The sequence below is a fragment of the Streptomyces sp. NPDC060049 genome, from assembly GCF_042736715.1.
Taxonomy (GTDB): domain Bacteria; phylum Actinomycetota; class Actinomycetes; order Streptomycetales; family Streptomycetaceae; genus Streptomyces.
Genome location: NZ_JBHWVV010000009.1, coordinates 94,505 through 120,288 on the forward strand (window position 1 = coordinate 94,505; position 25,784 = coordinate 120,288).

General features: G+C 73.2%; 20 protein-coding genes, 1 tRNA gene and 1 pseudogene. 13 read left to right on the forward strand and 9 right to left on the reverse strand.

Annotated elements, in window-relative coordinates; translation table 11 throughout:
- Positions 1-4 precede the first annotated feature (4 nt).
- The 3 genes from ACFWBY_RS18455 (at position 5) to ACFWBY_RS18465 (ending at position 2,788) form a co-directional block, all read left to right on the forward strand.
- Positions 5-910, forward strand: coding sequence for an STM4011 family radical SAM protein (locus ACFWBY_RS18455; protein WP_385342431.1), 906 nt, complete (start codon positions 5-7; stop codon positions 908-910).
- Between the two features lie 286 nt (positions 911-1,196).
- On the forward strand, positions 1,197-2,630 hold the full coding sequence (locus ACFWBY_RS18460; protein ID WP_385342425.1) for an APC family permease: 1,434 nt from the start codon (positions 1,197-1,199) through the stop codon (positions 2,628-2,630).
- Positions 2,631-2,669: 39 nt separating this feature from the next.
- Positions 2,670-2,788 (forward strand) — tRNA-Arg (locus ACFWBY_RS18465).
- A gap of 49 nt (positions 2,789-2,837) precedes the next feature.
- Here the strand turns inward: ACFWBY_RS18465 and ACFWBY_RS18470 are convergent.
- Both ACFWBY_RS18470 and ACFWBY_RS18475 read right to left on the reverse strand, forming a co-directional pair.
- Positions 2,838-4,685, reverse strand: a complete 1,848-nt coding sequence (locus ACFWBY_RS18470) for a glycoside hydrolase family 15 protein (RefSeq protein WP_385344955.1) — start codon at positions 4,683-4,685, stop codon at positions 2,838-2,840.
- Between the two features lie 60 nt (positions 4,686-4,745).
- Positions 4,746-5,297 (reverse strand): DoxX family protein, encoded by a 552-nt coding sequence (locus ACFWBY_RS18475; RefSeq protein WP_385344958.1) that lies wholly within the window; start codon positions 5,295-5,297, stop codon positions 4,746-4,748.
- 115 nt (positions 5,298-5,412) lie between these two features.
- On the opposite strand from ACFWBY_RS18475, the gene ACFWBY_RS18480 reads away from it, so the two are divergent.
- Both ACFWBY_RS18480 and ACFWBY_RS18485 read left to right on the forward strand, forming a co-directional pair.
- On the forward strand, positions 5,413-5,877 hold the full coding sequence (locus ACFWBY_RS18480; protein WP_385344961.1) for a MarR family winged helix-turn-helix transcriptional regulator: 465 nt from the start codon (positions 5,413-5,415) through the stop codon (positions 5,875-5,877).
- Positions 5,877-6,173: a YkvA family protein gene (locus ACFWBY_RS18485; protein WP_385344964.1), complete on the forward strand. Its 297-nt coding sequence runs from the start codon at positions 5,877-5,879 to the stop codon at positions 6,171-6,173. Before ACFWBY_RS18480 ends, ACFWBY_RS18485 begins: the two co-directional genes overlap by 1 nt.
- A gap of 9 nt (positions 6,174-6,182) precedes the next feature.
- On the opposite strand, the gene ACFWBY_RS18490 is transcribed toward ACFWBY_RS18485, so the two are convergent.
- The 3 genes from ACFWBY_RS18490 to ACFWBY_RS18500 form a co-directional block, all read right to left on the reverse strand.
- Entirely contained in the window at positions 6,183-6,809 is a 627-nt protein-coding gene (locus ACFWBY_RS18490) for an alpha-ketoglutarate-dependent dioxygenase AlkB (RefSeq protein ID WP_385344966.1), read from the reverse strand.
- 91 nt (positions 6,810-6,900) lie between these two features.
- The gene (locus ACFWBY_RS18495) at positions 6,901-9,936 is read right to left on the reverse strand and encodes a carbohydrate binding domain-containing protein (protein WP_385344969.1); all 3,036 of its coding nucleotides are present in this window, start codon (positions 9,934-9,936) and stop codon (positions 6,901-6,903) included.
- A 517-nt stretch (positions 9,937-10,453) separates the two neighbouring features.
- Positions 10,454-10,843: an RNA-binding S4 domain-containing protein gene (locus ACFWBY_RS18500; RefSeq protein ID WP_385336667.1), complete on the reverse strand. Its 390-nt coding sequence runs from the start codon at positions 10,841-10,843 to the stop codon at positions 10,454-10,456.
- 212 nt (positions 10,844-11,055) lie between these two features.
- Here ACFWBY_RS18500 and ACFWBY_RS18505 point away from each other — a divergent pair, with 212 nt between their 5' ends.
- The 4 genes from ACFWBY_RS18505 to ACFWBY_RS18520 all read left to right on the forward strand — a co-directional run bounded on the left by ACFWBY_RS18505 (position 11,056) and on the right by ACFWBY_RS18520 (position 15,182).
- Positions 11,056-11,451, forward strand: a complete 396-nt coding sequence (locus ACFWBY_RS18505) for a molybdopterin-binding protein (RefSeq protein WP_385336671.1) — start codon at positions 11,056-11,058, stop codon at positions 11,449-11,451.
- A 95-nt stretch (positions 11,452-11,546) separates the two neighbouring features.
- Entirely contained in the window at positions 11,547-12,374 is an 828-nt protein-coding gene (modA, locus tag ACFWBY_RS18510; RefSeq protein WP_385336673.1) for a molybdate ABC transporter substrate-binding protein, read from the forward strand.
- Between the two features lie 190 nt (positions 12,375-12,564).
- Entirely contained in the window at positions 12,565-14,565 is a 2,001-nt protein-coding gene (locus ACFWBY_RS18515) for an ABC transporter permease (protein ID WP_385336676.1), read from the forward strand.
- 113 nt (positions 14,566-14,678) lie between these two features.
- Entirely contained in the window at positions 14,679-15,182 is a 504-nt protein-coding gene (locus tag ACFWBY_RS18520; protein ID WP_385336679.1) for an FBP domain-containing protein, read from the forward strand.
- 83 nt (positions 15,183-15,265) lie between these two features.
- On the opposite strand, the gene ACFWBY_RS18525 is transcribed toward ACFWBY_RS18520, so the two are convergent.
- A complete protein-coding gene (locus ACFWBY_RS18525; protein ID WP_385336682.1) occupies positions 15,266-17,419 on the reverse strand; it encodes a SpoIIE family protein phosphatase in 2,154 nt (717 codons plus the stop codon).
- Positions 17,420-18,368: 949 nt separating this feature from the next.
- Between ACFWBY_RS18525 and ACFWBY_RS18530 the strand changes: the two genes are divergently transcribed.
- Entirely contained in the window at positions 18,369-19,397 is a 1,029-nt protein-coding gene (locus ACFWBY_RS18530; protein ID WP_385336685.1) for an SPFH domain-containing protein, read from the forward strand.
- A 30-nt stretch (positions 19,398-19,427) separates the two neighbouring features.
- Positions 19,428-20,351, forward strand: coding sequence for a C40 family peptidase (locus ACFWBY_RS18535; protein ID WP_385336688.1), 924 nt, complete (start codon positions 19,428-19,430; stop codon positions 20,349-20,351).
- 535 nt (positions 20,352-20,886) lie between these two features.
- Here ACFWBY_RS18535 and ACFWBY_RS18540 read toward each other — a convergent pair.
- A pseudogene (locus tag ACFWBY_RS18540) lies at positions 20,887-22,227 on the reverse strand (DUF6777 domain-containing protein); the annotation flags it as partial.
- A 148-nt stretch (positions 22,228-22,375) separates the two neighbouring features.
- On the opposite strand from ACFWBY_RS18540, the gene ACFWBY_RS18545 reads away from it, so the two are divergent.
- Positions 22,376-23,644, forward strand: a complete 1,269-nt coding sequence (locus tag ACFWBY_RS18545; RefSeq protein ID WP_385336691.1) for a streptophobe family protein — start codon at positions 22,376-22,378, stop codon at positions 23,642-23,644.
- Between the two features lie 98 nt (positions 23,645-23,742).
- Entirely contained in the window at positions 23,743-24,129 is a 387-nt protein-coding gene (locus tag ACFWBY_RS18550) for a hypothetical protein (protein WP_385336694.1), read from the forward strand.
- Between the two features lie 66 nt (positions 24,130-24,195).
- Here the strand turns inward: ACFWBY_RS18550 and ACFWBY_RS18555 are convergent, their stop codons facing one another.
- Together ACFWBY_RS18555 and ACFWBY_RS18560 are read right to left on the reverse strand one after the other, a co-directional pair.
- Positions 24,196-25,170 carry a serine/threonine-protein kinase gene (locus tag ACFWBY_RS18555; RefSeq protein ID WP_385336697.1) on the reverse strand — a complete coding sequence of 325 codons (975 nt, stop codon included), beginning with the start codon at positions 25,168-25,170 and terminating at the stop codon, positions 24,196-24,198.
- On the reverse strand, positions 25,170-25,778 hold the full coding sequence (locus tag ACFWBY_RS18560) for a hypothetical protein (RefSeq protein WP_385336700.1): 609 nt from the start codon (positions 25,776-25,778) through the stop codon (positions 25,170-25,172). The genes ACFWBY_RS18555 and ACFWBY_RS18560 overlap by 1 nt, the downstream gene beginning before the upstream one ends.
- Between the last annotated feature and the right edge of the window lie 6 nt (positions 25,779-25,784).

The following is a 25,784-nucleotide window of genomic DNA, read 5'->3' on the forward strand; positions in this document are numbered from 1 at the left end:
GCCGATGGACCTGACGGTCCTCTACCGGGGCCCCCTGTCCTCCTGCGACTACGACTGCCCGTACTGCCCGTTCGCCAAGCGGCGCGACAGCCGGGAGCGGCTGACGGCCGACCGGGCCGCGCTGGAGCGGTTCGCCGCCTGGGCGGCCGGCAACACCGGGGACCGGCTGTCCGTGCTGTTCACGCCGTGGGGCGAGGGCCTGGTCCGTTCCTGGTACCGGCGCGCCCTCGTGGAGCTGTCGCACCTGCCGCACGTGCGCCGGGTCGCGATCCAGACCAACCTCAGCGGCCGCACCGGCTGGACCGCCGAGGCCGACCCGGAAACGCTCGCGCTGTGGTGCACGTACCACCCGGGACAGACCCCCTACGACCGCTTCCTCGGCAAGTGTCGGGAGCTGGCGGACGCCGGGGTGCGCTTCAGCGTGGGCGTGGTGGGCCTGCCGGAGCACCTCGAGGAGGCCCGCCGGCTGCGGAGCGCCCTGCCGTCCGAGGTGTACCTGTGGATCAACGCGGCCGAGGGCCGCACCTACACCGACCCGGAGGCGGCCGACTGGACGGCCCTGGACCCGCTCTTCCCGTTCAGCCGCCACCCGCACCGCTCGGCGGGCCTGCCGTGCCGCACCGGCGCCTCCGTGATCTCGGTGGACGGCGCCGGCACGGTCCGCCGCTGCCACTTCGTGAAGGCGGAGCTCGGCAACCTCTACGACGGCTCCTACCGCCGCGCCCTGCGCCCCCGCCCGTGCCCGCTGGCGGTGTGCGACTGCCACATCGGATACGTCCACCTGGAGACCCTCCCGCTGTACGACGTCTTCGCGGGCGGTGTCCTGGAGCGCGTGCCGGCCCCCGGCCCGGACGGCGTCCCGGCCTGCGGTCCGACCCGCGGCCCTGTCGACGTCGCGATCCGCCCGTGACACGGGAGCGCGGCGGGTCGGCAAAGCGGAAGGAAATTTACCGGCGGTCACGTGCGGTTATCGCACCTCGTGATTGCACGGCATTTACGCGGTCTTAACACCGCGAAGGGCAGTCAGTAGGCAGCCGCACAACGAAATCCGCAGGTGAACGCCTATTGACCTGCGGATCTCGTGGAGATTGCATGACGCCCCGGGAGCCACCGAACCACCCTTGCCGACCACCGCCCCGGAGGCGATACCGCTCCCGCTCTCACTCACCGCACCTGCCGATCGGAACACAGCACCGATGTCTGACACGATCAGTGCCCCCCAGGCCCTCGCCCCCGCCACCGGGCCCATCCCCCCGAAGCTCAAGCGCTCCATCGGCGTCGTCGGCGGAACCCTGCTCACGCTGTCGTGCGTGACGCCGGCCTCGACGCTCTTCGTCGTCGTGCCGGACCTCTTCTCCAGCCTCGGCACCTGGGCCGCGCTCACCATCGCGATCGGCTCGCTGCTCTGCATCGGCGTCGCGTTCTGCTACTCGGAGCTGGGCACCCTCATCCCCAGCGCCGGCGGCGAATACGCGATGGTGTCGACCCTCTCCGGACGGCTCGCCGGCTGGCTGGTCTTCGTACTGTCCCTGCTGGTCGTGATGATCGTGCCGCCCGTGATCGCCATGGGCACCGCCGACTACCTCGCTCCCGTGATCGACGTGCCGGCGCCGGCCGCCGGCGCCGGCGTGATGCTCCTCGCCACCCTCGCCGGCCTGCTGGACCTGCGGGCCAACGCCTGGATCACCGGCGTCTTCCTCGTCCTGGAGGTCGTGGCGGCCGCGCTCGTCGCCGTACTCGGCTTCGCGCACAGCGAGCGGGGTGCGGACGCCCTCGTGCACGGCTCGGTGGCCGCGGAGGGCGGCGGCACGTCCACCGTCACCGCGATGATGGTCGTCTCCGGACTCGCCATCGCCCTGTTCATCACCCAGGGCTTCTCGACGGCCGTCTACCTCTCCGAGGAGCTGGAGAACCCGCGCCGCAACGTCCCGCGGACCGTGCTCGCCACCCTCGCCATCTCCACCGCCGTCATCCTCGTCCCGGTCATCGCCATCACCATGGGCGCCCCCGACCTCGACGCGCTGGCCTCCGGCGACCTCGGCGCCATGGTGAGCGCCTGGTCCAACTCGGCCGTCGGTACCTTCGTCAGCCTCTGCGTGGCCCTCGCCATCGTCAACGCCGGCATCGTCATGGTCATCCAGAACTCCCGGGTGCTCTTCGCGTCCGCCCGCGACAAGGCCTGGCCCGCGCCCGTCAACTCCGCGCTCTCGCGGCTCGGCCGGTTCGGCTCCCCCTGGGTGGCCACCCTGCTCGTCGGCGTGCCCGGTGCGGCGATGTGCTTCGTCAACCTCGACACCCTGTACGGGGTCACCGGTGTCTCGGTGACCGGGATGTACCTGCTGGTCGCGGTGGCCGCGCTGTCCAGCCGGCGCGGGGCGCACCGCGACACGGCGGCCTGGCGGATGCCGCTGTGGCCGGCCGTCCCCGTCGTGCTGGTCCTGGTGTTCGCGTACATCCTGACCCAGCAGGAAACCCAGTACCTGCTGTGGACGGGCGGGATCACCGCCGTCGCCACCCTGTACTGGGCGCTGTACCTGCGCCCGCGCAAGGACACGCGCTGGCTGGTCAGCATTCCGCGGGACGAGGAGAACGAGGAAAATCCTGCTGCACCCGCGGCCGCGGCTCTGTAGATTCACTCGCCGGCGGGATCGCGCGGTCCCGCAGGGTGCGGGGCCGTGGCAGAGCGGTCCATTGCATCGTCGGCGCCGGGGGTCCCCGGCGCCGACGACTTGCGGCCGGGCGGCGGACCCGCCCACCGGCCCCGCGGGTTCGAATCCCGTCGGCCCCGCACCCGGCCGGCGACCGGCGGCGCGGTCCGGAGCGTCCCCGCGGCGCCGTCACCCCGTCGCGCCACCGGCCCTCACGCCGCCGCCGCCCAGGGTGAGGGCGGTGTTCACCAGGCCCACGTGGCTGAAGGCCTGCGGGAAGTTGCCGAGTTGGCGGCCGGAGACGGGGTCGCACTCCTCCGCGAGCAGTCCGACGTCGTTGCGTACCGCGAGCAGCCTCTCGAAGAGCTCCCGCGCCTCCTTCTCCCGGCCGGTCATGTGCAGTGCGTCCGCCAGCCAGAACGAACAGGCCAGGAAGGCCCCTTCGTCGCCGGGCAGGCCGTCCACGGACAGCCCCTCGGTGCTGTATCGCCGCACGAGCCCGCTGCTGCCGAGCTCCGCGCGCACCGCGTCGACCGTGCCGATCACGCGGGGGTCGTCGGGCGGCAGGAAGCCGACGCGGGGGATGAGGAGGGTGGCCGCGTCCAGTTCGGTGGAGCCGTAGTGCTGGGTGAAGGTCCCCCGCACGGGGTCGTAGCCCTTCTCGCACACGTCGCGGTGCACCTCGTCCCTCATGGCCCGCCAGCGTTCCGCGTCGCCGGGCAGTCGCGGATCGGCCTCCAGGCTGCGCACGGCCCGGTCGGCGGCGACCCACGCCATCACCTTGGAGTGCGTGAAGTGGCGGCGCGGGCCGCGCACTTCCCACAGCCCCTCGTCGGGCCGGCGCCAGTTGGACTCCAGGAAGTCGAGGAGCGCGAGCTGGATCTTCCAGGCGTGCCACTCGGCCGCGAGCCCCGAAGACCGCGCCAGGTAGAGGGAGTCGAGGACCTCCCCGTACACGTCGAGCTGGAGCTGGTCGACGGCCGCGTTGCCGACCCGGACCGGCGCGGAGGAGGCGTACCCCTTCAGCCACGGCAGCTCGCTCTCCGGGAGCCGCCGCTCGCCCGCGATGCCGTACATGATCTGCAGGTCGGCCGGGTCGCCCGCGATGGCCCGCAGCAGCCAGGCCCGCCACGCCCTGGCCTCGTCGAGGAAACCGGTGGCCAGCAGGGAGCCGAGGGTGAGGGTGGAGTCGCGGAGCCAGCAGTAGCGGTAGTCCCAGTTGCGGACTCCGCCGATCTCCTCGGGCAGGGAGGTCGTCGCGGCGGCGGCGATCCCGCCGGTCGGGGCGTAGGTGAGGGCCTTGAGCGTGATCAGGGAGCGGGTCACGGCCTCCCGGTAGGGGCCCTCGTACCGGCACTGGGACGCCCACTCCCGCCAGTCGGCGAGGCTCTGCTCCAGGGCGTCGTACGGGTCCAGGGCCTCGGGGCGCGGCTCGTGCGAGGGGTGCCAGGTGAGGACGAAGGCCACGCGCTCGCCGGCGGCGACGGTGAACTCGGAGCGCGTGCTGTTCTCCTCGCCCCAGGTGCGCACGGGAGGTTCGCTGCGCAGCCACACGGAGTCGGGTCCGGCGACGGCGACGCGGTCGCCGTCGCCGTCACGGCCGGGCTCGCCGCCGATTTCGCCCCGGAAGCGGCGGACCCAGGGGACCACGTGCCCGTAGTCGAAGCGCAGGCGCAGGACGCTGCTCACGGTCGACTCGCCGGTGAGGCCCTCCACGATCCGCATCACGTCGGGGGCGGTGTCGCGCTGCGGCATGAAGTCGACGACCTTGAAGGAGGCGCCGTCCCCGGTCTCCCAGAAGGACTCCAGGACGAGGGTGCCGTCGACGTAGGCGCGGCGGGTGCAGTGCGAGAACTCGGGGGAGGCGGCGGGGGCGATGCGCCAGTGGCCGTTCTCCTGGTCGCCGAGGAGGGCGGCGAAACAGGCGGCCGAATCGAAGCGCGGCAGGCACAGCCAGTCGATGGACCCGTCGCGGCCGACCAGAGCACTGGTCATCAGATCGCCGATGAGTGCGTAGTCTTCGATGGGTTGTGTCATTCATGCCCACTTCCCCCGAATGCCCCGCGGCAATCGGCCCGTTCGGGTCCGCGCGCCGGGTCAGTTCCGCACGAGGAGCAGGGCGCCCGCGATGACGGCGCCGAGGGCGACGGCGAGGACTCCGTGGGCGAGGCGGTGGCCGCGCAGGACGGGCAGGAAGCGGTCGACCGCGTAGCGGCCGGGACCGGTGAGCGCGAGGGCGCCGGCGCCCGTGGTGAGCAGGATCTCGTACTCCACGCCCTGCGGGGCGAAGAACGAGCCGGCCCCGTGGACGGCGATCGCGTTGATCATGGTGCCGACGACGGCGGCGCCGGCGAGCGGGGTGAGCAGCCCCGCGGCGAGCCCGAGGCCGCCGAGGGTCTCGGTCAGGCCGGCGAGGACGGCCATGGCGTCGCCCGCCGGATAGCCGCTGGCGGTGAAGAACCGACCGGTGCCGCTGACGCCGCCGCCACCGAACCAGCCGAAGAGCTTCTGGGCGCCGTGGGCGGCCATGGTGAGCCCGAGGACGACGCGCAGCAGGAGCAGGCCGACGTCATGGGCGGGCGTTGACGGGGCGAGCGGCGAGCTCGTCGCGGCGGGGGCGACGGGAGTGGCGGTGGCGGGGATGGTCACGAGGGGGGCCTTCCGGTCGGGCGGGAAAGGTTGTTCAAATTCAAACGACTCCCTTCGACCCTAACCACCGACCGGGGTCTGATTCAAATTGGAACGACCGGTGTAGGCTGATTCCATGGCTGAGACGAGATGGCTCGACGACCGCGAGATGCGCGCCTGGGAGGGCTTCCTGGCCGCGTCCGCACTGGTCAACCGCCGCCTCGACCAGCAGCTCAAGGACGAATCCGGCCTCTCCCACCCCCAGTACGAGATCCTCGTACGGCTCGCCAGGGCGCCGCAGGGCGAGCTGCGCATGACGGAGCTCGCGAACGGGCTGATCAACTCCAAGAGCGGCCTGACCTACCAGGTCACCCAGATGGAGAAGACCGGCCTGGTCCGCCGCCGCACCTGCCCCTCCGACGTCCGGGGGGTCTACGCCGTGCTCACCGAGACCGGCCGCTCCCGTCTGGCGCAAGCCGCACCGGGTCACGTGAGCGCGGTCCGGGAGGCCCTGGTGGACGTACTCACCCCCGAGCAGCTCGACGCGCTCGGGGACGGACTGGGCGAGGTCAGCCGACGACTGCGCGAGCAGGGGGCCTGATGGACACGACGACGCTCTGGCTCGTCGTCGCGGCGGTCGTCGCGACCGGCTTGGCGATCACCGCGGCCGTGCTCCTCGTACGGGTCTTCGCGGCGCGGAGGCTACTGCGCGGCGCGGGGATCCCGCTGCGCGACAAGGCACTGTTCTGGGCGGCCGTCGCGTACACCGTCTCGCCGGTGGACCTGATCCCGGATCCGGTCTACCTGGACGACATCGGCATCCTGCTGCTGGCGCTCCGCTCCCTGCACGCGGCCGCGACGGCGGGCCGCCCGGCGAAGGAACTCGACGCGGCGTAGCCCCGTTGCTCAGCGCACCCCGCGCGGGCGGAACTGGACACTGATGCGGGGACCCACCGCACGGGCCGTCTTGGGCACGGCGTGTTCCATCGTGCGCTGGCAGGAGCCGCCCATCACCACCAGGTCGCCGTGGCCCAGCGGGAGGCGGAGGAGGGTGGGGCCGCCGTCGCGGGGCCGCAGGACCAGGTCCCGGGGGTCGCCCACCGACAGGATGGCGACCATGGTGTCCTCGGTGGCGGAGCGGCCGACGCGGTCGCCGTGCCAGGCGACGCTGTCGCGGCCGTCGCGGTAGAGGCAGAGGCCGGCGGTGACGAAGGGTTCGCCCAGCTCGGGCGCGTAGTGGCGGGTCAGCGCCTCGCGGGCCGCGGTGAGCGCGGGGTGGGGCAGCGGGTCGTCCTCGCCGTAGAAGGCGAGCAGGCGCGGTACCTCGACCTCCCGCTCGTACATCTGCCGCCGCTCGGCGCGCCACGGCACGTCGGCCGCGAGCCGCTCGAACAGCGCGTCGGCTCCGGACAGCCAGCCGGGCCGGTGGTCCACCCAGGCGCCGGCGCCCAGGTCCGTACGCCGCAGGCCGGTCGTCGGGGCGGGGCCGATCTCGTCGCCCTGATCGAAGAGGGAGCCCTGGAGTGCGTGCATGGGTCCAGGGTAGCGCGCCACTCGAACATGTGCCCGAACGGCGGCGGCCTCGCGGCAGCCCCGGAGCAGCGGCTGCCGCGACGACCGGCGACTACTTCAGGTAGGGGCCGGCGGCGCCCACCTTGCCGGGCGCGGCGCCCGCGCCGGGGAGGTCCAGTACGTAGACCCGCAGGTTGCCCTTCCCCGGCGCCGCGACGGACAGCCTGCCGTCGGTGACGGTCCGCACGTCGCCGGTGACCGCGTCCTCGTACGTGCCGTTGGGGATTCCCGTGTACGTGGCGGCGCCGGTCACGGCGACGAGCGCGAAGCTGTCCAGGCCGGCCGCGGCGTCGGTGTAGCGGCGTTTGAAGGCCATGCCCCCCGAGATGCCCTCGGTGGAGTACTGCCCCATCTGGAGCGCCGGGACGGCCCGCCGGATCTCGTTCAGCCGCTGGAGGTGCTTGACGAGCGGGGATTCGAGGGTGGCGGCGACGGCTCCGGAGGCCGCACCGACCTTGGAGAATCCGGCGGCCGTGACCGAACCGGCGATCTTGTCCCCGTAATAGGCGCGGCCGGTGGTGGCGAGCGGGCAGGTCGGGCCGCAGTCGATCTGCTTGCCGACCTGGAACTCGATCTCGGAGCCGTAGTACAGGGTCGGGATGCCGCGGAAGGTCCACATCAGGGCCATGTTCTCGGCCCAGGCGTCGGTGCCGCCGGCGTAGCGGGTCGACGATTTGCCCGGGCCGAAGTCGTGGCTGTCGACGTAGACGACGTTGTACGTGGCGTCGTTGTAGCTGTCGTCGGAGTCCTTGCCGTTCTGGAAGGCGTTGTCCGCGTCACCGAAGTTCATGTGCATGCGCATGTCGATGACGTTCATGCCGGAGGCCATGGCGTGGTCGGGGGCGTGGAAGAGGTTGCCGCTCAGGAAGGCGTTGTTGCTGGTGGGCTGCTTCGCCGGGTCGTTGTCGCCCGTGTACTGCTGGAGGGCGGCGGTCGCGTCGTCCGCGCTGTACGTCGCGGACTCCTTCCAGGTGTAGTACTGGGCCGACTGGTTGGCCGATCCGCGGTTCCACTTGTCGTTGACGAAGGAGCCGACCTCGCCGAAGACGTAGAAGTCCTTCGCCTTCTGGGCCCCGAACTGCTGGGCGACGCGACTTTGGATGGCGGGCAGGAAGCGCCGGTTCCAGGTGACGCGGGGGATGTGCACGGCGGTGTCGACGCGGAAGCCGTCCACGCCCATGTCGATGTACTTGGCGTAGGCGCCGATCAGGTAGTCCTGCACCGCCGGGTTCTCGGTGTTGAAGTCGGCGAGGTCCTCGTGGATCCAGCAGGAACGGGCGTCCTCGCCCTCCCAGTTGCCGATCCAGCACTGGTGGAACAGGGCCTTGGGAAACATGCCCGAAGTGGGCGTCGGCCACTGGCAGTTGTAGATGGTGTAGCCCTCGGCGCTCTTGTACTGGGTGGCCACGCCCCAGTTGACGCAGGTGTTGCCGGCCGGTTCGGCGGTCGACCACAGGTCGCCGTTGTAGTACGACTTGCCGCTCTTGGGCTCGACGGTGAGCCCGTCGTACTCGAAGCCGGTCTGCTTCTCGTCGTAGTACCAGGACCACTGCGCGTCGCGGACCCCGTAGACGGTGGGGGTGGACAGGCCCTTGGCGCCCCAGCGGGAGCTGTGGTTGTAGACGACGTCCTGGTAGATCTTGACGCCCTTGGCATGGGCGGCGTTGATCAGGTCCTGGTAGGAGGCGCCGGCCGACTCCAGGCGGGGGTCGACCTTGTAGAAGTCGTAGCCGTGGTAGCCGTGGTAGTCGTAGTCGGAGCGGTTGAGGACGACCGGGGTGATCCAGATCGCGGAGAAGCCGAGCGCCTTGACGTAGTCGAGCTTCTCGACGAGCCCCTTGAAGTCGCCCCGGAACATGGGGTCGTTGCTGGCGGCGTTCCCGGACTTCACGTGCTGGCTGCCGCCGCGGTTGTTGGCCGCGTCACCGTCGTTGAAGCGGGCGGTGAGCACGAAGTAGATCGGATCCTTGCGCGGGTCGCCGCCCAGCGGCGCCGACCCGGCCGGGACCGGCGGCCGGGTACCGGTGCCGGCGACGGCCTCGTCCGAGGCGGGCGAGAGGTTGCCCGCCGCGTCGACGGCCTTGACCGTGTAGGCGTAGGCGGTGCGCTCCTCCAGGCCGGACTCGGTGAGCACGGTGGAGGTGGCGTGGGTGACGACGGCGCCCTTGGTTCCGCCGGTGCGGGTGACCTGGTAGCCGGTCACCCCCCGGTCGTCGGTGGCCGCGTCCCACGTCACGACCACGGACACGTCGGTGGCGGCGGCCTGGACCCGGGTGGGCGCGGTGGGCGCGGTGGTGTCGGGGACCACGGCGGCGCACGGGTCGGCCGCGTTCGCGGTGACCTGTGTGTTCTTCACGGTGGACAGGCCCGTACCGAGCGCGTAGTTGCGGCCGTTGTTGTTGTCCCAGGTGCCGTTGCCGTTGTTGAAGGTGGCGGCGAGTCCGGCGGCCGAGCCGAGGGCGACCGTCTTCTTCACCCAGCCCGTGCAGGCCGGGTCCATGCCGGTGCCGGGGACGGTGGTCCAGGATCCGCCGGTCGGCGCCCAGTGCAGGTTGACGGTCGGCCAGCCGACCGTGGTCGTCGAGTAGTAGACGGTGGCGGTCGCGCCGGTGCCGGTGCCCGTTCCGGGGTCCGCCGCGCACGGGTCGCTGTGCGCCACCACCCCGTCCTTGACGGTGATCACACCCGTTCCCAAGGCGTAGTTCTTGCCCCCGTTGTTGTCCCAGGTGCCCTGGCCGTTGTTGAAGGTCGCCTGGAGTCCGGCGGCCGAGCCGAGGCTGACGGTCTTCTTCACCCAGTCGGTGCAGGCGGTCTCCATGCCGGTGCCGGGCGCGGTCGTCCAACTTCCACCGTCGGGCGCCCAATGCAGGTTGTACGCAGTCCAGTTGCGGGTCTTGGTGTAGTAGAAGACCGTCGCCGTGTTGTCGGCGGCGGCCGTCGCGGCGGCTGCCGTCGTCCGCGCCCCGGAGTCGGCGGGGGCACCGGCGGCCGGCAGCGCGGCCGCCGGTATCGATGCCAGACACCCCGTGACGGCAAGGGCCAGAGCCGTCGACCGCCCCCCGAGGCGTGATCGTGTGCGTGATCTCAAGGTCTGCTCCTCGAAGCGGGGCCAACGGCCCTGCGGCGGCGCGGCGTTGAAAACTTGCCGCAAGGTTTTGCGGGGAGGCTACTGGCGGTGTGACCAGTGCGTGAAGCCCTCGTGAACCGGCAATTTCGCGGTCTGACACGTGTTGACTCCACGTCGAGCGCCCTTTTCGGGCGAAGTGGAGCAATCTCTTGCAGAAATTTTCCGGCGCGCGGCAGGGCGCACGGAGACGCCGAAGCCCGGTCCGGCGCGATGCCGGACCGGGCTTCGGTCGTCAGGCGGGCCGCTCGGCTCGCGCGATCCCCCGGCGCCGGGCTCCGTCGTCACAGTGGCGCCGGGCCCGACTTCGACGACGGGCGCTAGTGCTGTGGCCGGGAAGGTGTGCCGGGTCGCGGTGTTCGGTGCGGTGCAGCGCAAGACGGAGGGCCACGGCTCGTACTGGACGTACCGCCGTGGCCCGACAACGCGGCGAGGTGCCGTGCCGGGCGCCGCGACCCGGTGGACCTTCCCGGTCACAGCACTAGCGAATGCCGCGCAGGGTCTCGATCTCGCGGCGTTCGCGCTTGGTCGGGCGGCCGGCGCCGCGGTCGCGGATGCCGACCACCGCCGCCTCCACCGGGGTCGGCGGCGGCGGGCTGTTGTCGATCAGGCACTCGGCGGCGACCGGGGGGCCGACCCGCTTGGTCACCGGGCGCCGGACCACCACGATGCGTTCGCGCCCCGCGTGGAACAGGCGCACCTCGTCCCCGGCGCGCACCGATTGCGCGGGCTTCGCGCGCTCCCCGTTGACCCGGACGTGGCCCGCACGGCACGCCGCGGCCGCGATCGCCCGTGTTTTGGTGAGCCGGACCGACCAGATCCACACGTCGACCCGCGCCGACCCCGCACCCGCGGTTCCCTCTTCAGCCATACACCGACTCTAAGGGCTGGCCCGCCGGGGATTGCGGGGGACAGCCCTCGGGGGCGTCCCTTTCGGATCGTCCAGGTCGAGCCCGCGGCGTCCTGGCGCGGCGGCCGGTCCCGCGTCTCTTTTGGTGCTTCCAACAAGGGTTGCAGCATCTGCCATGTGCATCATCCCAAAAGAATTGCAAATGCCGGCTGGCTGCCTCTACCGTGTCGCACATGCAGTCCTACACCATCGGTCAGGCGGCGCGCTTGCTCGGCGTCAGCCCGGACACCGCGCGCCGCTGGGCCGACGCCGGCCGAGTCTCGACCCACCGCGACGAGAGCGGCCGCCGCATGATCGACGGCGGCGCGCTGGCCGCGTTCTCCATCGAGGTGGGCCAAGGGGCCCACACCGAGGACGGGGAAGCCTCCACCTCGGCGCGCAACGCCTTCCCGGGCATCGTCACCGCCGTCAAGCTCGGCGAGGTCTCCGCCCAGGTCGAGATCCAGGCGGGCCCCCACCGCCTGGTCTCCCTGCTCACGCGTGAAGCCGTCGAAGAGCTCGGGCTGGAGGTCGGCATGCGGGCCACCGCCCGCGTGAAGTCCACGAGCGTGCACATCGACCGCCCCTGAACCTCCCGCCACCCCCGCCCGCTCCGCCGTCACCGGCGCGGGTCACCGCCGCGCGGCCCGGCCCGGCCGCCGACCCGACCGAGGAGCACCAGCCCATGTCCCCGATCCTGCCCCTGAACCCCCGTCGCGGCGCCGCCGCCCTCACCCTGACCGCCGCCCTCCTCCTACCGGTGCTCGCCGCCTGCGGCAGCGGTGACGAGAAGAGCAACGACGCCGCCGGCGCCACCCCCGGCGCCCCGGCGTCCGCCGGACCCGAGGCCGCCGAGCTGACGGTGCTCGCCGCGTCCTCCCTCACCGACGTCTTCAAGACCGCCGGCGCCGCCTACGAGAAGGCGCACCCGGGCACGAAGGTGAAGTTCTCCTTCGCCGGTTCGCAGGAGCTCGCGGCCCAGGTCAAGCAGGGCGCCCCGGCGGACGCGCTGGTCACCGCCGACACCAGGACCATGGACGGCCTCGAGGCCGAGGTGAACGCCCCGGCGGTCATCGCGAAGAACCGCCTGGTCATCGCGACCGGCAAGGGCAACCCGTTCAAGGTCGCCGGCCTCAAGGACCTCGCCGACACCAAGATCAAGGTCGTGCTGGCCGCGCCCGAGGTCCCCGTAGGCCGCTACAGCAAGCAGATCCTCGACGCGCAGAAGATCGAGGTGAAGCCGGTCTCCCAGGAGCCCAACGTCCGCGCCGTGCTGAGCAAGGTCGAGCTGGGCGAGGCCGATGCGGGTCTGGTCTACCGCACCGACACCGTCAAGTCCGGTGACAAGGTCGCCGTCGTGGAGATCCCGGACGCCGAGAACGCCGTGGCCTCCTACCCGGCCGCCTCGCTCAAGGGGTCGAAGAACGCCGGGGCCGCGGCCGCGTTCGTGGCGTGGCTGAGCACTCCGGAGGCACAGAAGATCCTCCAGGACGCGGGCTTCCAGCAGGCGTGACCGGCCTTCGGCGGCGGTGACGCGGCGGCGCCGCCCGTCCGGGGGGACGGACAGCCCCGCCCGCGTGCCACGCCGCGCGGACGGCGGTGTCCGCGCGGCGGCGTACCGGCCCGGGCCGCGGCGCCCGTGGACCGCCGCACACCGCACTACGCTTCACCCGCCGCCACCGTTTCCCCAGCCAGGAACCCACATGCGCCCAGTCCGTACCCGCCGCTCCCGGCCCCCCCTGGCCCTCGCGATCCCCGCGCTGCTCGCCGTGGCGTTCCTCCTGATGCCCCTCCTCGGCATCCTCGCGCGCACCCCGTGGGGCGACCTCGCCACGCACCTCACCAGTCCCGGTGTGGTCGAGGCGCTCAGGCTCTCGCTGCTGGTCTCCCTGTGGGCGCTCGGCTTCTCCCTCGTTCTCGGGGTGCCACTGGCCTGGCTGCTGGCCCGCGTCGAGTTCAAGGGCAAGGCCCTGGTGCGTTCGCTCGTGCTGCTCCCGATGGTCCTGCCGCCGACCGTCGGTGGCGTGGCCCTGCTGCTCGGTTTCGGCAGGCGCGGGCTGCTCGGTCCCTGGCTCGAGGGCACCTTCGGCATCACGCTGCCCTTCCACACCTCCGGTGCGGTCCTCGCGGCCACCTTCGTCGCCATGCCGTTCCTGGTGATCAGCCTGGAGGGAGCGCTCGGCGGCCTCAAACAGAGCTACGAGGAGACCGCGGCATCTCTGGGCTCCACGCCGGTCCGCGTGTTCTTCACGGTGACCCTGCCGATGGTCCTGCCCGGCCTGATCGCCGGAGCCGCGCTGACCTGGGCCCGGGCACTCGGGGAGTTCGGCGCCACGATCACCTTCGCCGGCAACCTGCCCGGCACCACCCAGACCCTGCCGCTCCAGGTGTACCTGCTGCTCCAGGAGCAGCCCGAGGCCGCCACGTCCGTCTCCCTGCTGCTGCTCGCGATCGCCATGGCCGTGCTCGTCGCCCTGCGCGGCAGGTGGACGGGTGCCCCCGTGACCCGCAGCGACGCGCCGGAGCCACCCGCGGTCGCCGACGAGTTCCCCCGTCCGGGAACGGTGGGACCGGCGGCATGGCCGGCGGGTCCCGCCGGCCCGGTTTCCCCGGGCGTCTCAGCCTCATCCGACTCTCCCGACTCCCCCGCCGCTGCGGCTCCTGGCGGGCGATGGCCGCTGCACGCGACGGTCACCGGTTTCAACGAGCTCACCCTCGACGCCGGACCCGGCACCACCATCGCCGTCGTCGGCGAGAACGGCGCGGGCAAGACGACCCTCCTGCGCGCGCTCCTCGGTCTCACCCCCCGCGCCCACGCCGACCTCAGGCTCGGCGACACCGACGTGAGCGCGCTGCCCCCGCACAAGCGGCAGGTCGCGTGGGTGCCCCAGAACGGCGCGCTGTTCCCGCACCTGACGGCGCTCGCCAACACCGCCTACGGACTGCGGGCCCGCAAGGTTCCGCGCGCCGAGGCCCGCGCGCAGGCCCAGGCCTGGCTGGACCGGCTGGGCGTCGGCCACCTCGCCCACCGCAAGCCCGCCCAGCTCTCCGGCGGCCAGGCCCAGCGCGTCGCCCTCGCCCGCGCACTCGCCGCCCGGCCCCGGCTCCTGCTCCTCGACGAGCCGCTCGCGGCCCTCGACCAGACGACGCGTGCCCACGTCCGGCACACCCTGCGCACCCACCTGGCCGGCTTCGGCGGGGTCTGCCTCATCGTCACCCACGACCCCGTGGAGGCGGTCTCACTGGCCGACCGGGTCCTCGTACTCGCCGACGGCAAGACCCTCCAGGACGCACCGCCCTCCGAGGTCACCCGGCATCCGCGTTCCGCGTGGGTGGCCCGGATGCTGGGGCGCAACGCGTGGCCCGGCACGGCGTCGGCCCACGGGCTGGAGCTCGCCGGCGGCGGCAGTCTGGTGGTGGCGGAGGCGCTGCCCGAGGGGGCTCAAGCCCTCGCGATCATCGCCCCCGAGGCGGTCGGCGTGTACCGGGACCGCCCGGGCGGCAGTCCGCGCAACGTCTGGCCCGGCACCGTGCGGGAGATCACCTCGGTCGGCAGCCGGCTGCGCGTGCTGATCGGCTCGGCGCAGACGCCCGACCTGGTCGCGGAGATCACGCCCGAGGCGGCCGCCGAGCTGAACATCACCGACGGCGCCGAGGTGTGGACCAGCGTGAAGGCCACCGAGGTCACCCTCGTCCGCCTTTAGGGCAACTCCGTCCGGGCAGCGCGCCGCCCTTGCGGGCCGGGCCGGGACGGGGCGCGCGCCCTGCCGGGAAAAGCGGGTGACCACGGCTCTTACCGCCACGTAGCGTACGTTTCATGGACCCGCTCACCGACCGACAGATCCGCTCCTCCTTCGTGAACTGCACCAAGGGCGAGGCCGCGCGCCTCAAGCTGCCGACGGACTTCGCCGAACTCCCCTGGGAGGACCTCGACTTCCTCGGCTGGGTGGATCCCGCCGCGCCACTGCGCGCCCACATCGTGCGCCCCGGCCGCGACGGCGGAGCCGTCGGCATCTCGCTGCGCGTCCCCGCCGCGAACCGCGTGGGCGGCTTCAAGTCCAGCATCTGCCAGATCTGCCTGACCGGGCACACCTCCTCGGGCGTCACCCTCCTCGTCGCCCCACTCGCCGGAGCCCGCGGCCGCGAGGGCAACACGGTCGGGACGTACATCTGCTCCGACCTCGCCTGCTCCCTGTACATCAGGGGCAAGCGGCAGCCGAAGCTCAAGAACCGGGGCTACGAGGAGACGCTGACCGTGGACGAGAAGATCGAGCGCGCGCTGGGCAACCTCGACGCCTTCACCGCCAGGGTCACCGGCTAGCGCCGCGGCCGGAGCCGGTCGCCGGCGGGGGCCGGGCGGCCGCTGCGGGGGGGCGCGGACGAGGACCACCGCGACCGGTCGCGTCACCCGTCCCGGCCCCCATCGGGTACCGGGGCCGGTCCGCTCGCCGGACCTCCCGGGGCGGGCGCGCCCGGGATGGCGAACTCGCACCACACGCACTTCCCGCCGCCCCGCGGCTCGACGCCCCAGGAGTCCGCCAGCCGGTCCACCAGCATCAGGCCTCGTCCCGACACCGCCCAGTCGTCCGCCTCCCGCCGCTGCGGCAGAGCGCTGCTGGTGTCCTCCACCTCGATCCGGATCCGGCCGTCCGCGGTCAGCCGCATGCTGACGTGGCCGACCCCGTCGGTGTGCACCAGCGCGTTGGTCATGAGTTCGTCCGCGGCCAGTTCGATCCCGTCGGCCTGGTCCCGCGCGCCCCACGCAGCGACCGCCGCCCGGATCAGGTGTCTGGCCATGGCGGGGGCGTCCCGGTCACCGGGGGTCAGGGTGTGGCTCAGCGGGCCGCCGCCGCGCGGGGCCGCGGTACCCCGGCGGCGCAGCACGAGCAGGGCCATGTCGTCCCCGCCGCCCGATTCCCCGAGCAGGTCGCACAGGACGTCGGCGAGTTCCTCCACGTCGGCCGGGCCGCCCGCGACCGCTTCCATGAGCGATCGCATGCCGCTGTCGCGGTCGCCGTCGGGCCGCTCGGTCAAGCCGTCCGTGCAGAGCAGCAGGGTGTCCCCGGGGTGCAGTTCGAGGCTGGTGACGGGGTATCCCGTGCCTCCGGCGAGCCCTGGCCCCGTGCCGGCTCCGGAGCCGGCACCGGACGGTTCGTGCGCGGGCAGGCCCAGCGGCAGCCCGCCCACGACCTGGACCCGGTGGCAGCTGCCGTCGCCGCGCCGCACCACCGGTTCGAGGTGCCCGGCGCGGACCAGCCGGGCCATGCCGGTCGTGAGGTCGATGTCGGCGTACGTGCACGTGGCGAAGCGCTCCGTCTCCAGTTCCCGCAGGAAGGCCGAGGCCCGCGACATCGCGGCGCCCGGGGTGTGTCCCTCGGCGACGTAGGCGCGCAGCGCGATGCGCAGCTGCCCCATGACGGCCGCGGCGTCCGTGTCGTGCCCCTCCACGTCTCCGATCATCACACCGACACGCCCGTCGCCGAGCGGGACGACGTCGTACCAGTCGCCGCCGATGTCCCGCCCCATCCGGGCGGCCCGGTACCGCACGGCGATCCGCGCCCCCGGCACCTCCGGGATCCGGCGCGGCAGCATGGCCCGCTGGAGGCCCTCGGCGAGGTCGTGCTCCTGCTCGAAGAGCATGGCGCGCTGGAGGCTCTGCGCGATGCCGCTGCCGAGCGCCATCAGCACGTTGCGCTCCTCGGCGGTGAAGTCCTCGTCCCGCGTGTAGAGCAGTCCGAGCGCTCCGATGGCACGGCCGTGGGCGATGAGCGGCAGGTAGACCCCACTGCGGACGGCCAACGGCTCGATGTACGGCCACAGCACCGGGTAGCGGTTCTGGAACTCCTCGCGGGAGCCGAGGAACACCGGCCGCAGTGTCCGTACGGTCTCGCTCATCGGCAGTGCCGCGTCGATCCGCGTGTACTCGATCTCCGGGACGTACGAGCCGAGCCGGCCCTCCGCGACGAGGTGGATGCGGCCTCCGTCGACGACGCCGAGCATGACGCTGACCGCGCCGAGATGGCCGAGGGCCTCCGGGTCCTTGAGGATGTCGGTGACGTCGTTGACGGTGCGGGCGTGCGCGAGGATCGCCGTGGTCCGCTCGACCACCCCCGTCAGCCGGCGCCGGCCTTCGTCCCGCTCGCCGCCGGCTCCGGGCTCGCCGGGGTCGTCGGCCGCGTCGCGGATGATCCCGATGATCCGGTACGGGCGGTCGTGCGGGTCCCTCAGGATGTGGCCCTGGATGTGCGCCCAGCCCGGCGAGCCGTCCCGGGCGCGGCTGCGGACGTAGGCCCCGTAGTGACTGCGGCCGGACTTGAGCGCCTGCGCGACGCGCGCGTCGAGGCGGCCCTCCTCTCCGGGCGCGAGACGTCCGCGCAGCCCGGCGGGGGTGCCCGTGAACTCTTCGGGGCGCAGCTCGAGGACCTCGAGGGCGGTGGTGTCCAGATACATCTGCCCGCTGTCGAGGTTCCAGTCGAAGGTGCCCATGCGGTTGAGCGCGAGGCTCGTGTCCGTCCGGGCGGGCCACTCGACCTGGGGGGTCAGTCCCCTCTCCGCCACACCTTCAGAGTGCCACTCTTCGGCCGACCGCGCCGGGCCGGTGCTGTTCGCGTTGCGCGCAGGGCGCCTACGGCGTGTCGACCGGAATATTCGCACTCGATGTGCCTAATCCACCCAAATCTTCCCCGCATCGTCATGAAAGGGACCAAAGTCCTGGCTTGTAGTGACCTTCACCGAACGGGCGTCTTGCTCGATTTCGCGAAGATCGAACCATTGATGATCATCTTGGGTGGTGTCAGGAACCCGCCGACACGGGGTCGTTGACGCCCATGGCTGTGTGGGGTGTGGCTTGTCGCAAGCGCCGAGGACGACCGGAGGGCCGGGCGAGGCAGCGGAGGGAGGAACGCGGGAGGGGCCCGGGGCGACGGCCGCGGGGCGGACGGCCACCCCGCTCGGCGGCTCGGCCGCGGCCGGCACCGGCCCGAGCTCGGACACGGGCTCCCCTTGGGGTCCGGGCCTGGGCGCTCTAGGCGCGGGCTCCCCTTGGGGCCCGGGCGTCGGCACTCCGGGCTCGGGCCCCTCGGGTTCGCGAACGGGCCTTTCGGGTGCGGGAGCCGACCCCTCGGGGGCAGGAGCCGACCCTTCGGGGGCATCGGGGGCAGGCGCCGGCCGCAGCGCCGGGCACGGCGCGGGCTCCGCCGGCGACACCGGGACCGCTCTCGGCCCCGACCGCCACTCGTCCTCCGCCTCCACGCCCTCTGCCACGGGTGACGGCAGTGGCGGTGGTACCCGGACCGGTCGAGGGAGCCTCGTCGTCCGGCCGTACCGGGACCCGCTCGTCCTCGGCCCGCTCTTCCGCGACGAGGAACCGGCCGACCTGCTCCACGCGAACGCCCACGCCGCCGGCTCGAACCGGGCCGCCGGCTACGCGGAGCCCCTTGGCCACATGAGCCCCGGTGATCCCGCCAGACACATGGGACCCACTGGTTTCGACGACCCTGACCGGCACGTGGGAACCACCGGCGCCGGTCGCGCCACCGGCGTCGGCGGGCCGGCGGGTTCCGACACGATCCGGCAGGCCCCGGTACGCGGGGCGGTACCCCGGCCCGCCACCCGGGCGGAACCCGCGCCCGGACCGCGTACGCTGCCCCCCGTCCTCGACCCCGGGCTCACCGAACGCCCCGCGCGCACCTGTTCCGGCTGGTGGGCCCTGCTCACCGCCGCGCTCGCCACGGCCGGCGCCGCCGTCCTCGCGCGCCACGAGGAGCTCCGCGCCTCCTCGTCACCCGCCGAGGCCTGGCCGCTCGCCCTCGTCGCCGGATCCGCGGCCCTCACCCTGGCCGCCCTCGCCGGGCTGCGCCGGGGCCGCGCCGGCCAGGCGTGGTCGCTGACCCTCTTCGGCCGCTACCGGGGCACGATCCGGCGTACCGGTCTCCTATGGTCCAACCCGCTGCCCCGGCACACCCGGGTCGACGTCCGGCTGAGGCACTGGCGCAGCGAGCCGCTCTGCGTCGTCGACGCCGAAGGCACCGCGCTGCGGGCCGTCGTCCTCGTCGTCTGGCGGGTCAAGGACACCGCCCGCGCCCTGCTCGCCGTCGACGACCACGCCGAGTACCTGCGCGGTCAGGTGGAGTCCGCGACCGCCCGGGTGATCTCCCGGATGCCCGCCGACTCCTTCGGCCCGGAGCCGGCCGAACCGCGGACACTGCGCGACACCGAGGCCGTCGGCGACGAACTGACCCGACTGCTCACCGCCGAGTGCAAGGCCGTCGGCGTCGAGGTCTTCTCCGCCCGGCCGCTGCACGTCGAGTACGCCCCCGAGGTCGCCGCCGCGATGCAGCGGCGCCGGATCGCCTCGATCGACGCCCGGCACCGGGACTCCGTCCTCACGTCCGTGCTCGACGCGGTCGACGACACCGTTCACCGGATGTCCGACCGCGGGCTCGTGGGCCTCGACGACTACGAACGCAAGGCACTGGTCAAGGACTTGACCGTGGCCTTCTACACGGCGCGCGGCCCTGCCGCCGACGCCCGCTGATCACACACCCCCGATGGAGAGGAACCAGGCATGCGCGCCCCCGAGTTCACCGAGGAAATACCCGATAGCTGCGACTGCTCCGGCTGCGCTCGCGGCACGACGGCCGTGGCCTCCACGGACCACCGCCGTCGCTGCACCCTGCGCGGGGCCGTGGTCGCGGCTGTCGGCGCCACCCTGCTGATGGGCACCGGCGCGGCCACCGCGTCCGCCGAGCCGGCGCCGGCCCAAGCGGGCTGGGACGGCTCGAAGTACTGGTACAAGGACGCGACCGGCTGGTGGCGCTGGACCGCGCATTACAGCAAGTACGCCGCGAACAGCGGTGGTTCCGCCGCCGCGAAGCCCTCGTCGCCCGCGTCGCCCTCGTCCGCCGCCTCCTCCTCGGTACGCACCTCCGAGCCGACCTTCCGCGGCCGCGCGGGCTGGGACGCGACGGACCGCGTGTACTGGTACAAGGACGCGACGGGCTGGTGGCGCTGGACCAGCCACAAGGACAAGTACGAGCGCAACACGGGCGGCTCGGGATCCTCCGGCACAGCGGGGGCCTCGGGCGGCTCGGGCGGTGCCGCCTCCGGCTCCGGCACCCCCCTGCGCCAGGGCACGGAGGGCGCGATCTCCTTCGCCAACAGCCGCCTCGGCGACCCGTACGTCTGGGGCGGCAACGGCCCGCACGCCTGGGACTGCTCGGGCCTGGTCCAGGCCGCCTACCGCTCCGCGGGGATCCCCCTCCCCCGCGTCGCCTCCGACCAGTACCGGGCCACGACCCCGGTCTCCCGCTCCGAACTGCGCCGCGGCGACCTGGTGTTCTGGTCCTCGAACGGCAGCGCGTCCGGCGTCCACCACGTCGCCGTCTACCTCGGCGACGGCAAGTACGTCGAGGCTCCCCGCCCGGGCAAGACGGTCCGCGTGTCCAGCTTCAGCGCCTACAACCCCAACCTGTACGGCCGCGTGCGCTAAAGGCTGTCCCGCACTCCCCGGTGGATCGGCGCACGGCGTCGGATGCGGTGCATCTCCCCCAGCGGTGTCCGGCGCCGTGCAGGGCAAGGCGGAGGGGCGCCCGAGTGCTGGAGTACTCGGGCGCCCCGACAACGCGGTGACTGCTGCCGCGCGGTACTCACCGGCCGGCGGCACCCGCGTCCGTACCCGCGTCCGTACCCTCGTTCTCACCTGTCTCCGGTTCGCCCTGGGACGGCGGCGGGGGCGGCGGCTCGAGCTGGGAGGGCTCGACCTGGGAGGGCTCTTCGGGCGGCGGGGCGGACGGCTCGGGCGCGGACGGCTCGGGCGCGGACGGCTCGGGCGCGGACGGCGGAAGCTCCGTCCGCGCCGACGGCGCCGACGGCGAGGCCGGCTCGGATGACACCCTCGCGGAGGGGGAGCCCGAGGGCGACTTCGACGGGGCCTGCGAGGGCGACGCCGACGGCGAACCGGAGGCCGACACGGAGGGTGACCGGGACGGCGACTTCGACGGGGACGCGGACTTCGACGGAGACTGCGCGGGCGACTTCGACGGAGACTCGGACGGGGACTTCGAAGGCGACTCCGAGGGTGACTTGGACGGGGACTCAGACGGCGACTTCGAAGGCGACTCAGACGGCGACTTCGACGGGGACTTCGACGGCGACTCCGAGGGCGACTTCGACGGGGACTCCGACGGCGACTTCGACGGGGACTTGGACGGGGACTCCGACGGCGACTTCGACGGCGACTTCGACGGGGTCCCGGACGGCGAGACCGACGGGGACTTCGAGGACGGCGTCGGGAACGTCACCGACGGCGAGGCGATCGGCAGCGTCGGGATCACCGGCGGCGGGATCGGCTTGTCGTGCTTGCCGTGGTGGTCGCCCCGGTCGCGCTCGTACCACTGCTGGTCGAAGTGGTTGTAGATCACGAACGTGTTCACGATGGTCACCGACGGCGCGATGACCACGGACCGCGAGGGCTGGTAGGAGGTCCAGGGCTGGCCGAACCGCTTCGGATTGGCCTGCAGCGCCACCGGCGGGCTCAGCGGGTTGCCGCACGCGCAGCGCACCCTCGGCACCCCCCGGTCGTCCACGAGCACGGCCGTCCCGGCCTGGAGCACAGCCTGGTAGCTGGTGTTCCCGCCGTCCCGGAAGCCGTGGTTGGTGACCCGGGTGTCATTGCGCAGCTGGACCGGGGTGAGCGAGCGCAGGTAGCCGGGTACGGCCGCCGGCTGGATACCCAGCGACGAGGCGAAGGCGGAGTTCTTGGCGGGCGAGGCCGACAGGTCCTTGATCAGCGCCTCGACGTCGCAGCTGGCCGCGCCCTGGGTGCCCCCGTACAGGCCGGGCGTCGCCCCGCTCACGCTACGGGTGGTCGTGGGCCCCGTCTGCGTGGCGGAGGCGGAGGCGGAGGCGGAGGCCTTCGATGACGGCGACGGGCTCTCCGGTGGCGGCGTGGCCTGCTTGGCGGCGGTGGACTCGGTGAAGGGGTCGGGCCCGGACGCTGCGACGGGCTGCAGGAACACCTCGGCCTCCGCCCTGGTGCCGCTGCCGTCGCCGGACGGCCGGATCAGTACGACGGCCAGGGTCACGGCGGCGGCGAGGGCCACCACCGCGGTGGCGAGCCGGGGCATGGACCGCCACCAGGGCCCCCGGGCGGGAGGCTGCGACGACGGGCCCCCGGCGCCGCCTCCCGGGCCTCCAGGAGGCGCGGGAGGTCCTCCGGACGGGGGCGGGGGAGGCAGCGGCGGCGGGCCTTCGCGCCCGCCGGACAGTGGCCCTGAAGGCGGGCCCGTCGGGCGCTCGGACGGCGGCGGCTGTGAGGGCCGCGAAGAGGGCTGCGGCGGCGGCTGGCCGGCGGGTTCAGTGGTCACGGGCTCTTCTTCCCAGACGGAGGAGTTCCGGTCCCGACGGAGGCTCCGCGTACCTGCACGGAAATCTCCTGATTTGTTGCACTCCTGGCGACCATTGTGTGCGCCGTTCGGGTGGTGGCCGCAAGCCGAGGGTGCCTACGGTGGCAGGGTGAGCCCTGCCGAGGTGACCTCCCCAGCCACACCGACATCGGCCGCGCGAGCCTGGCGCGACGGCCTCGTCGCGGTGGTATCGGGCTTCGTGGTGATGGCCGTCGTGGCCGCCGCGGGCCTCTTCCTCGCCGGCGCCGGCGACCTCCCGGACGACGCGTTCCCCCACGTGGTCGCAGCCGTCGTCGTCATGGCCGCGGGCGGCGTGGTCGAGGTGACGGGCGGAGCCGGTTTCCTGGCGGAAGCCGACGCGCACCTGTCCGTACTGCCCCTCTCCGTCAGCCTGGCCGGCGCGCTGACCACCGGATGGCTCTTCCTGCGCCCCCTGCACAACCGGGCGGTGGCGGGGGCGCGCGAACTCCTCGCCCGCGCGGCGCCGTTGGTCCTCCTCTGGCTGGCCGCGCTGACCGGAGCCGCGCTCCTGGCACGCCACGACTTCGCGATCTCCACGGGGGATTCGCCCGTCGGAGAAATCACCGAAGTCCTCGACTCGGGCCCGACGGTGGGCTTCGAGGCGGCAGTGCCCGCCACCCTCCTGTTCGGACTGCTGTGGATCCTGGGCCTGTTGCTGATCGCCCTGCTGGTCTCGCGCCGCGCCCCCCTGCCCAGCGGCCTGGTCCGCTTCCACGCGGCGGTTCGGCCGGCGGCGTCCGCCGTGGTCGCGCTGCTCCTCGCGTACGTGGTCATCGGCGTCGGCGCCGGCGTGCTGGTGGCCCTGACCCAGGGGCACGCGGCCCGCACCATGGCGGTGGTCCTGCTGGGCCTGCCGAACCTCGTCTGGCTCGCCCTCACGCTCGGCTTCGGCGGCGCCTGGGAGGGCAAGGCCGAGGGGCCGTTCGGGCTGCCGATGCCTCGGATCCTGGACGAGGTGCTGCGCGGCACGGGATCCGGCTCCGACCTGTCCACCGTCGACGTGGCCTCGCTCGCGGAGCGCGACTCCCGGGCGTGGTGGCTGGTGGCACTCGCCGTCGTCCTGCTGCTCGGAGCGGGCGCCCTGGCCGCCGCCCGCTCCCCGGCGTACGTACGGCCCTGGCAGCACGCCCTCCACCTGGCCGTGGCCCTGGCGCTGGCGACGCTGACGGTCTGCCTGCTGACCGGGATCCAGGCCGAGTTCGGTCTCTCCCTCCTCGGCATCGGTGATGTCGACAACCTCAGCGGCACGGTGGAGCTGCGGCCGGTCCTCTGGCGCAACGTCGGTCTCGCCTTCGTCGCCGGAGGGGCGGCCGGGTTCCTCGGCGCCCTGTTCCCGCGCCGCCGGCACCGCGGCTGACCAGCCGGCTGTCTCCCACGCCGGCCATTGAGCCGTCCGGGTGAACGGACGGATATCGGTTCATCGGTGGATCGTTTCCGCATGTCACGCTCGCCTCCGTGAACATGACCAAAGGCCTGTTCCGGCCGCTTCACGCCGCTGGCCTGATCGCCCTCTCCGCGCTCGCCCTGACCCTTTCCACCGCCCTTCCCACCCAGGCGACCGGCTCGGGCGTCCGCCACCTCTCCGGGGACACCGGACGCGAGGACGCCACTGCCGAGGCGGTCTCCGTCAGCCGGGTGTTCTGCCCGCGCGGCACGATCGTGCAGTCCGGCGGGTACTCCACCGCCCACTGGGGCCGTGCCCGCGACGGCTCCCCCACGCACGCGGTCCTTGCCAGCCACCCCGTCGTCGACGGCGACGGGCGCACGGGCTGGTACACCTCGGCCTCGCACGCGGAGGTCACCGCGCACGTCGTGTGCGCGCCCTCCCCCGACGGGGAATAGGCCGTCCCGGCCTGCCCTCCCCTGTCTTGCAAGACCGGCAGCCGTCTTAGAAGACCCACAGCCGTCCTAGAAGACCGGCAGCGCCCACCGCGGCGGTGGCGGCGCGGGTTCGCCGGATGCCGGGGTCACCCGGGTGGGCTCGCGGACGGGCACGGCGGGACCGGACCCCGCCCGCCGCAGCGCCCCCGTGAAATCCAGGCAGCTGTCCCACCGGTCCTCCGGTAGCTTGGCGAGGGCACGCTCCAGCACCGCGTCCACCCCCGCCGGCAGGCCGGGCCGCCGTGAGCTCACCGGCGGCGGCGGGTCGTACTGGTGGGCCCACAGCAGGGCCAAGTCGTCATCGCGCTGGAACGGCGGCCCGCCGGTCAGCGTCTCGTAGACCACACAGGCCAGGCTGTAGACGTCGCAGCGGCCGTCGACCGGCTTTCCGGCGATCTGCTCGGGCGCGACGTAGTCCAGGGTGCCGACGAACTGCCCGACGCTCGTGAAGCCGGTCAGCGACAGCGACTTCTTCGTCAGCCCGAAGTCCGTCAGGTAGACGTGCTCGGGGTGGTCGCTGTCCGTCCCCTCCGCGACCAGGATGTTGCCGGGCTTCACGTCCCGGTGCACCAGGTCGTGGTCGTGCGCCGCGTCCAGCGCCGAGGCGACCTGGCCGGCGATCCGCGCCGCCGTGTCCACCGGCAGCGGCCCCGTCCGGTCCAGCATGGCCCGCAGGTCCTGCCCGGCCACGTACCGCATGGCGATGTACAGCAGCCCGTCCGTCTCCCCCGCCTCGAAGACCGGCACGATGTGCGGATGGTCGATGGCCGCCGCGACCTTCGACTCGTGCGCGAACCGCTGTCGGAAGGTGTCGTTGCGCGCCAGCTCGGGGGCGAGCAGTTTCAGCGCGACGGTCCGGTCGAGCCGTACGTCGTGCGCCCGGTAGACGACCGCCATCCCGCCGCGCCCGATCTCGGCCTCCACCACATAGCCGGCGATCCGTCTCCCCCGCAGGTCGGATGCGCGCCCGTGCACCGGGTCGGCGCCCGGCGCCGAGCCCATCACCCCGCCTCGGGTCCGGGCACGTCCACGATCCTGGTGGGAGCGTGCTGTACGTCGGGCACGGGCGCCGTGTCCGCCTCGCGCGGCGGCGACTCCGACCCGGGCCTGGCACCCGGTCCCGCGACGACCGCGTAGGTCGACATGCGGGTGCCGTCCGCGTACATCCACCGTCCCGCCGTCTCGTCGTAGAGCCACACGGCCTCCCCGTCGACGACGACGCCGGCGCGCAGTCCCCGTACGGTGCGCCGGAAGGTATCGGGGTCGGTCCGCCCGTCGGCGAGCTCGGCGACCGCCCGCCGGTAGCGTTCCAGCTCGCCGGCGCACCGTTCGAGCAGCGGCTGCGGGTCCTCCGTGCGCGTCAGGGGGCGTCCGCCGGTGGGCGGGGGCTGCGGCACGGCGACGAGCATGCGCCCGTCCACCCAGGCGGCCCAGCCGTTCGCGCACAGGACCTCCCCCCACTCGCCGCGCCGGGACAGCATCTGCACGGGCAGGAAGCCGTCGAGCGGCACGGTGGGGCGGGACAGGTCGGGGGTCTCCCAGGCGGGCAGGCCCTGCTGGGGGACGATGTGGGTGGGCCTGAAGTCCTCGGCCGTGCCGGGGCTGGTCATGGGCGG

Coding starts and splice junctions, on each gene's coding strand:
- ACFWBY_RS18485 (WP_385344964.1), top strand. CDS start 5,877: ATGGACACGACGACGCTCTGGCTCGTCGTCGCGGCGGTCGTCGCGACC.
- modA (WP_385336673.1), top strand. CDS start 11,547: ATGTCCCCGATCCTGCCCCTGAACCCCCGTCGCGGCGCCGCCGCCCTC.
- ACFWBY_RS18490 (WP_385344966.1), bottom strand. CDS start 6,809: ATGCACGCACTCCAGGGCTCCCTCTTCGATCAGGGCGACGAGATCGGC.
- ACFWBY_RS18535 (WP_385336688.1), top strand. CDS start 19,428: ATGCGCGCCCCCGAGTTCACCGAGGAAATACCCGATAGCTGCGACTGC.
- ACFWBY_RS18500 (WP_385336667.1), bottom strand. CDS start 10,843: ATGGCTGAAGAGGGAACCGCGGGTGCGGGGTCGGCGCGGGTCGACGTG.
- ACFWBY_RS18515 (WP_385336676.1), top strand. CDS start 12,565: ATGCGCCCAGTCCGTACCCGCCGCTCCCGGCCCCCCCTGGCCCTCGCG.
- ACFWBY_RS18460 (WP_385342425.1), top strand. CDS start 1,197: ATGTCTGACACGATCAGTGCCCCCCAGGCCCTCGCCCCCGCCACCGGG.
- ACFWBY_RS18520 (WP_385336679.1), top strand. CDS start 14,679: ATGGACCCGCTCACCGACCGACAGATCCGCTCCTCCTTCGTGAACTGC.
- ACFWBY_RS18560 (WP_385336700.1), bottom strand. CDS start 25,778: ATGACCAGCCCCGGCACGGCCGAGGACTTCAGGCCCACCCACATCGTC.
- ACFWBY_RS18455 (WP_385342431.1), top strand. CDS start 5: ATGGACCTGACGGTCCTCTACCGGGGCCCCCTGTCCTCCTGCGACTAC.
- ACFWBY_RS18470 (WP_385344955.1), bottom strand. CDS start 4,685: ATGACACAACCCATCGAAGACTACGCACTCATCGGCGATCTGATGACC.
- ACFWBY_RS18555 (WP_385336697.1), bottom strand. CDS start 25,170: ATGGGCTCGGCGCCGGGCGCCGACCCGGTGCACGGGCGCGCATCCGAC.
- ACFWBY_RS18480 (WP_385344961.1), top strand. CDS start 5,413: ATGGCTGAGACGAGATGGCTCGACGACCGCGAGATGCGCGCCTGGGAG.
- ACFWBY_RS18505 (WP_385336671.1), top strand. CDS start 11,056: ATGCAGTCCTACACCATCGGTCAGGCGGCGCGCTTGCTCGGCGTCAGC.